We start from the raw sequence: 5,112 nt of genomic DNA, 5'->3' as shown, positions 1-5,112 counted from the left end.
CGTCCGAGCGCCTGGCCAGCCGTCGTGCATGCCGGATCTTCCAGTTCGTCCCCTGCCGACGCCCCTTTTTGCGGGCGCCGGCGGCATGCTGGTGGAAGGTTGATCGTGGAGTCGACCGACACGGTCCACTCCACGGCTCCGACCGAGTCACAGTGCACCTGCACCTGCTCGAGCAGGCGTGCCCAGGTCCCGTCCGCCTTCCAGCGGGCGAACCGATCGTAGACCGTCTGCCAGGGCTCGTAGCGTTCCGGCAGGTCACGCTGCGGAGATCCGGTCCGCGACCGCCATAACACCCCGTTGATCACCTGCCGATGATTCCGCCACGGCCGACCCCGCCCGTCAACACCCGGCAGTAGGGGCGCTATCCGCTCACACGCCGCATCCGTCAGCTCTCCACGACCCACCACAAGATCAATTATCAGACACGGCCTAGGACGGAAAGCGGCCGGTGCCCTCAGTCCGCCGAAGCGGGCACCGGCCAACCAACATGGACAGGGTGCTGTCAGGTTGCGACTTGGAACGGTCACAGTAAACCCGCCCGGCATCCGGCCGGCCGCGGAGGCCGCCAGGTCGCGCACGCAGCAGGCAGGCACCGCCCCGCGCGCCCGGGTCGCGGCCAGACAGCGTCGACGGGTGTGCCGTCCAGCAGGGGAATCTCGGCCAGCGGCCGTGCCCGCAGGACGTCGTCTGGTAGGTCACCGGCGGCGCAAAAGGCGGCATCATAAAGGGCCCTGAGCCTGGCACGTTGGTCGCGAGATCACTGCTGGACCGTACGACTCGGCACTGACGCAGTGCGTCGGCTCCATCTGATCTGCACATGGCAGCAGGCAACCGCACACCGGAGCTTCTTGGAGCTGCAGCCCGACCGGGCTGCGTCAGCCACCATCCTCGCCGTACAGCAGACGGGCCTCGTCCTCGGCCTTCCGCCGCCATTTGCGCTGACGGTCGCGCCGGGCACGGTCAGCGACCACGGAAGGGCCGGGAGCCGTCTATAGGGCAGTCCAAGAACACCTCCAGCGCTCCACGTCCGACAGCGGCCGCCCCAGCCGTCCTCGCACAAATCCACTGCCTCCGAAGCCACAAAGCTGGGAAGACCTGCCGGCCGACCTGCTCGTCGAAGGACCTGAACGCCTGCGTGCGCACCACCTGCCAGGCCAGCGCGCCCAGCGCGAGAGCATGCTGCGCCCCGTCCAGTGGCCACCACCCCTCACGCACGGCAGCAGAACCGGCGCACACGGGCCGTCGATATGACGGTCCAGGTAGGTCTCCAACGCCACATGCCGTGGTCCCGGGGACGGGCCTGTGGTCGGGTCCGATATCTCCTCCGGGAACCCCTGCAACGACCCACCATCGCTCCACACCGGCTCCAGATCCTCCCGTGCGGGTCCGGCCCCGTCACCGGCGATACCGCGCTGGAGGAGCCCGGTTGAGATCTCGGCGGCGCTGCCGAGGTCGGAGAGCACCTGCGCGATACTCCATTCGCCGGCTTTTGAGCGCTGGTTCAGGTCCGTTTCGGACAGAGAGGTGACGGTAGCGGCCAGACGGGGGGAGCTGGCATGCGAAGCCGCGAGCCAGGCGTTCGGGCACGTCGGCTCGATCGCTTCCTCCACCCTTCCTCACCCTGGCCGCGGAGTTCAACGATTATTTAAATCGTTGAACTGCGCTTTCCCGCGCGGGAAGGTGTCCTGGGCACCTTCCACCGGGCCCGAAGAGGGAGGGGCGAGGGGACATGGGTCGGCCGGACGAAGCCGAAAGCGCTGGTGAGCGGCTCGGGTGGCGGGCCGACTGGCTGGCGCCCGCGGTCGCGGTTCTCGCGGTGGCCGGTTTCGCCGGAGTGCTCGGTCCACCGTTCTGGGGCCGAGTGGGCGTGGTGCTCCTGTGCCTGCTGGTAGGTCCCCTGTGGGGCCTGCTGTGCCAGGCGCTGGCTCGCAAGGGGAGCCGGCCGTCGGCCGACGGGGGTGGCCGACGGCTGCGCCTTGCCGTCCTGGCGGCCGCCCTGGCCGCTCCCCTCGCGGTCCTCGGGTGGGTGTCGTTCGCCGTCCATCACTCCAGCGGTTACGCCATGAGGTACGGCGAAGAAGACCGGTTGGATCTGCCGCAGAAGTGCGCGACCGACGGTGCCACGGCTACCTGCTCCGGCTGGCGACAGCTGGAACGGGGGGACCCGGATCGCGTCATCGATGACGAGTACCGCAAACTCGACATCTACTTCGGCGAGGCGGCCTGGGCGGAATACGGCGGGTACTACTCCCTGGCCGGGATCGGCTCGTCCGCGGGGAACATCGAGGTCGACGTCCGGATCGTCGGCGACGACGCCTATGTGACGACGGGACTGACACCCAGCGGCTTCGATCCGCTCGGTCGGCCACCTTTTCCCTGGCTGGCATGGGCCTCGTTGCCGGCCCTGCTGATCACGCTGACGCTCGGCTTGCGCGCCTATGGACGCGTGGCGTCCGGACAGCCCCCACCGCTGCGGGCACGGTGAGTGCGACGTCGGCGTCGGACGGCTTCGTCGTCGAGCAGGCCGTGATCGGGTCCGGGTCCGGCCCATGGTGGCGTGTTCGGATGAAGTTGGAGTGGGGATGGATCGCCACCATGGAGTTCGCCCGCGAGCGGCCGGACGGCCCCGTCGCCGTGTGCCTCCGGCTCTCGGACCTGCCGACACGGCGAGTCCTGGATGCCGCGCCCCTGTCCGCGGACCAGTGGAAGGAGATCGCGGCCGTGGCCGCCCACACGCACCGCCGTCTCTTTATCGACCTGTCCGGCTGGTTCCCCGGGGACGCGCACCCCGGTGACGATCGAGTACGTGGAGAGCGACCGTGTCATTCCTGTCCCTGACGCCCGACAGCATGTTCCCCGGCGAACACGTCGTGCTGCGCAAGAACGCCAACGCGGTGATCGACGTGAAGGAGTCCGGGCTCACCCAGTTCGCGTTCGACGACCTGATGTGGCTGATCGGGATGAGCGGCAAGGAGGCCATCGGCGGGCGCTGCTTCCTGACCAACTACCGACTGGTGTTCAAGGCGCACTCGGCCAACCGTCTCAGGGGCTCCTTCAGTGTCTTCCTGCCGTCCGTCGTCGATGTCCGCAACAGTTCCTTCGCCGTCACCCGCAAATTGACGGTCACCACGGGGCTGCAGGAGACGACCATGGTGCTGTGGGGCGTCCCCCGCTTCATCGACACCATACGCACCCTCTCCACCGGGCTGGGCCCCCATCAGGTGGCGCACCTGGTCCGGCTGGTGCTGCAGGAGCCCTGGAAAACGGGCGACGGGCTGAAGGTGGCCGCACGCCTGGAGCGGCTCAACGCCGCCCTGAGCCTGGCGCGGGGCGGAGCGGAGGCCGACATTGAGCGGCTGGCCGGCCTGGTGGCCGACGTGATCGACGGTACCTTCCGGCGCACGGATGCCGCGGGCGTGCTCGGCATCGTCGACCTGCTGCACAGTGCCCGACAGGCAGGCGTCGGCCTCCCGCGGTGACGGTCGCGGCGTCACGAGATCCTTGGCACATCCGGGCCCGGGTCGCCGAAGGGGGGCCGCGGGCGCACCAGCCCCAGCGACTGGGCCAGCAGTGCCGCATCCACGCGGTCCTTGGTGCCCAGCTTGCGATAGATGTTCTGAATGTGCTTCTGGACGGTGCGGACGGAGATGTTCAGTCGTGTCGCGATGCCCTTGGCCGGGAGCGCCTCGCCGAGAAGGAGCAGTACCGCTAGTTCGCGCCGGGTCAGTCCGTAGGCCCGCGCCCGGTCCGTCGTGTCCTGGCCGGCCCGCCGAAAGGTCCGGTCCATCGCCCGCTCGTGCGCGTCCACTGCGGCCAGCAGCGGCTGCGCCCGGTGCAGAAACGCCCGTTGCGCCGGTGAGAAGCGTGTCCTGCTGTAGACGACACAGCCGCGCAGTACACCGGAGTGTCCGGCGGGCAGGGCGCAAGGCACGCCCAAGACGTGCTCCGCGCCGAAGTACTCCCGGGCGATCGACCGCGCCGCGCTGTTGCGCCACCCCGCGCCACCGGTCAGGTCCTCCGCGGTCCGCGGCTCCGGGTCGCGCGCTGCGCGGTAGTGACGGATGAGCGGATTGCCGGAACGCATGGACCGCCGTGACAACGCGCGGATGCGCCCGTCATCGACCGCGCCCGGCGCCCAGGCGAGCGGGCGGCTGCGCTGTCGGGCGATCTCGGTCAACGTCACCGCCTCCACGCCCAGATGCCCGCGAATCGCCCGGGTCAGCGTGGGCCACGGCGACGCGGAGCCGTCCTGCTCCAACGCGTGGACCGAGAGCGCCAGCAGGACCTCGTAGTCACGGTGCTGCAGTGCCACGGTGCCTCCACGCCCCCTTCTCGGCCTCGAACCCCTCCTCATCATAGGAGGAACGGCCGCTACGCAGTTGTGCGTAGCGGCCGCCGGGACCGGGTCCGGGCTCCGCGAGAATGAACTCGGGCGACGGGACGGCACGGGAACGGGACGGCGGGAATGCACGGGCACACGGCACTGCACCTCGGGACGCTCGACGACTTGCGGGTGTCGGTGGCCGACCATCAGGGGGCGACGGTGCTGTCGCTCGTCGCGGACGTCTTCGGTGGACGCGGCCACGGAGTGCCGAGCCAGTGGCGGCGGATGGTCCTGGACGCGGCGCCGAGCACGGCCGCTACGGTGCTGCGCCCCCTCTTCGATCCCGGGTACTCCGTCATCCCGGACTGCGTCACACCCACCGCCAGCATGCCCCGAGGTGACGTCCTCACGCAGTGCGAGCAACTACGCGACCTGTCCGCCGACGTGCTGCTGGCCGAACTGGAGACGGAGTTCGCAGGTGAGGTCCCCACACAGTGGCGCCCCGTCATCGACCGCCCCACCCAGTGGATACGGGCCTACGCCCAGGTGGTGCAGGCGGTGTGGCAGGCGTTCGTGCCAGTGTGGGAGCGAGCCCGGCCACTGCTGGAACGCGAGACGGAGCGCGTGGGCAGCGCCGTGGTCCGCGGTTGCGCCGATACCGTACTGTCCGGGCTCAGCAGCCGTTGCCGGATGACCGACGACCGCCTGTTGCTCCCGGACCCGCAGAACGACACCTACGCCCTGGACGGTCGCCGAATCGTCCTCGTCCCCGTCGTTTCCGGCCCCAG

6 protein-coding genes and 1 pseudogene are annotated in these 5,112 nt (G+C 69.7%); 4 read left to right on the top strand and 3 right to left on the bottom strand.

Features of this window, described 5'->3' with window-relative positions:
• Together RIF68_RS26875 and RIF68_RS36560 are read right to left on the bottom strand one after the other, a co-directional pair.
• Positions 1 to 407 (bottom strand): annotated as a pseudogene (locus tag RIF68_RS26875) (IS5 family transposase); the annotation flags it as partial.
• A 582-nt stretch (positions 408 to 989) separates the two neighbouring features.
• Positions 990 to 1,610: a maleylpyruvate isomerase N-terminal domain-containing protein gene (locus RIF68_RS36560; RefSeq protein WP_375165747.1), complete on the bottom strand. Its 621-nt coding sequence runs from the start codon at positions 1,608 to 1,610 to the stop codon at positions 990 to 992.
• A gap of 119 nt (positions 1,611 to 1,729) precedes the next feature.
• Here RIF68_RS36560 and RIF68_RS26870 point away from each other — a divergent pair, with 119 nt between their 5' ends.
• From RIF68_RS26870 to RIF68_RS26860, 3 genes are all read left to right on the top strand, one after another.
• On the top strand, positions 1,730 to 2,485 hold the full coding sequence (locus RIF68_RS26870; RefSeq protein WP_309053882.1) for a hypothetical protein: 756 nt from the start codon (positions 1,730 to 1,732) through the stop codon (positions 2,483 to 2,485).
• Between the two features lie 80 nt (positions 2,486 to 2,565).
• Positions 2,566 to 2,838 (top strand): hypothetical protein, encoded by a 273-nt coding sequence (locus tag RIF68_RS26865; protein WP_309053881.1) that lies wholly within the window; start codon positions 2,566 to 2,568, stop codon positions 2,836 to 2,838.
• A gap of 11 nt (positions 2,839 to 2,849) precedes the next feature.
• Positions 2,850 to 3,479 (top strand): hypothetical protein, encoded by a 630-nt coding sequence (locus RIF68_RS26860; protein WP_309053880.1) that lies wholly within the window; start codon positions 2,850 to 2,852, stop codon positions 3,477 to 3,479.
• 11 nt (positions 3,480 to 3,490) lie between these two features.
• Here the strand turns inward: RIF68_RS26860 and RIF68_RS26855 are convergent, their stop codons facing one another.
• The gene (locus RIF68_RS26855; protein WP_309053879.1) at positions 3,491 to 4,312 is read right to left on the bottom strand and encodes a LuxR C-terminal-related transcriptional regulator; all 822 of its coding nucleotides are present in this window, start codon (positions 4,310 to 4,312) and stop codon (positions 3,491 to 3,493) included.
• A 153-nt stretch (positions 4,313 to 4,465) separates the two neighbouring features.
• On the opposite strand from RIF68_RS26855, the gene RIF68_RS26850 reads away from it, so the two are divergent.
• Positions 4,466 to 5,112: hypothetical protein (locus tag RIF68_RS26850; RefSeq protein WP_309053878.1), on the top strand; the 647-nt coding region annotated here is incomplete at its 3' end.

The sequence above is a fragment of the Streptomyces sp. genome, from assembly GCF_031178505.1.
GTDB classification, from domain to species: domain Bacteria; phylum Actinomycetota; class Actinomycetes; order Streptomycetales; family Streptomycetaceae; genus Streptomyces; species Streptomyces gulbargensis.
Note: the sequence above shows the minus strand (reverse complement) of the source record. Positions and strands in the feature narration are given on the sequence as shown.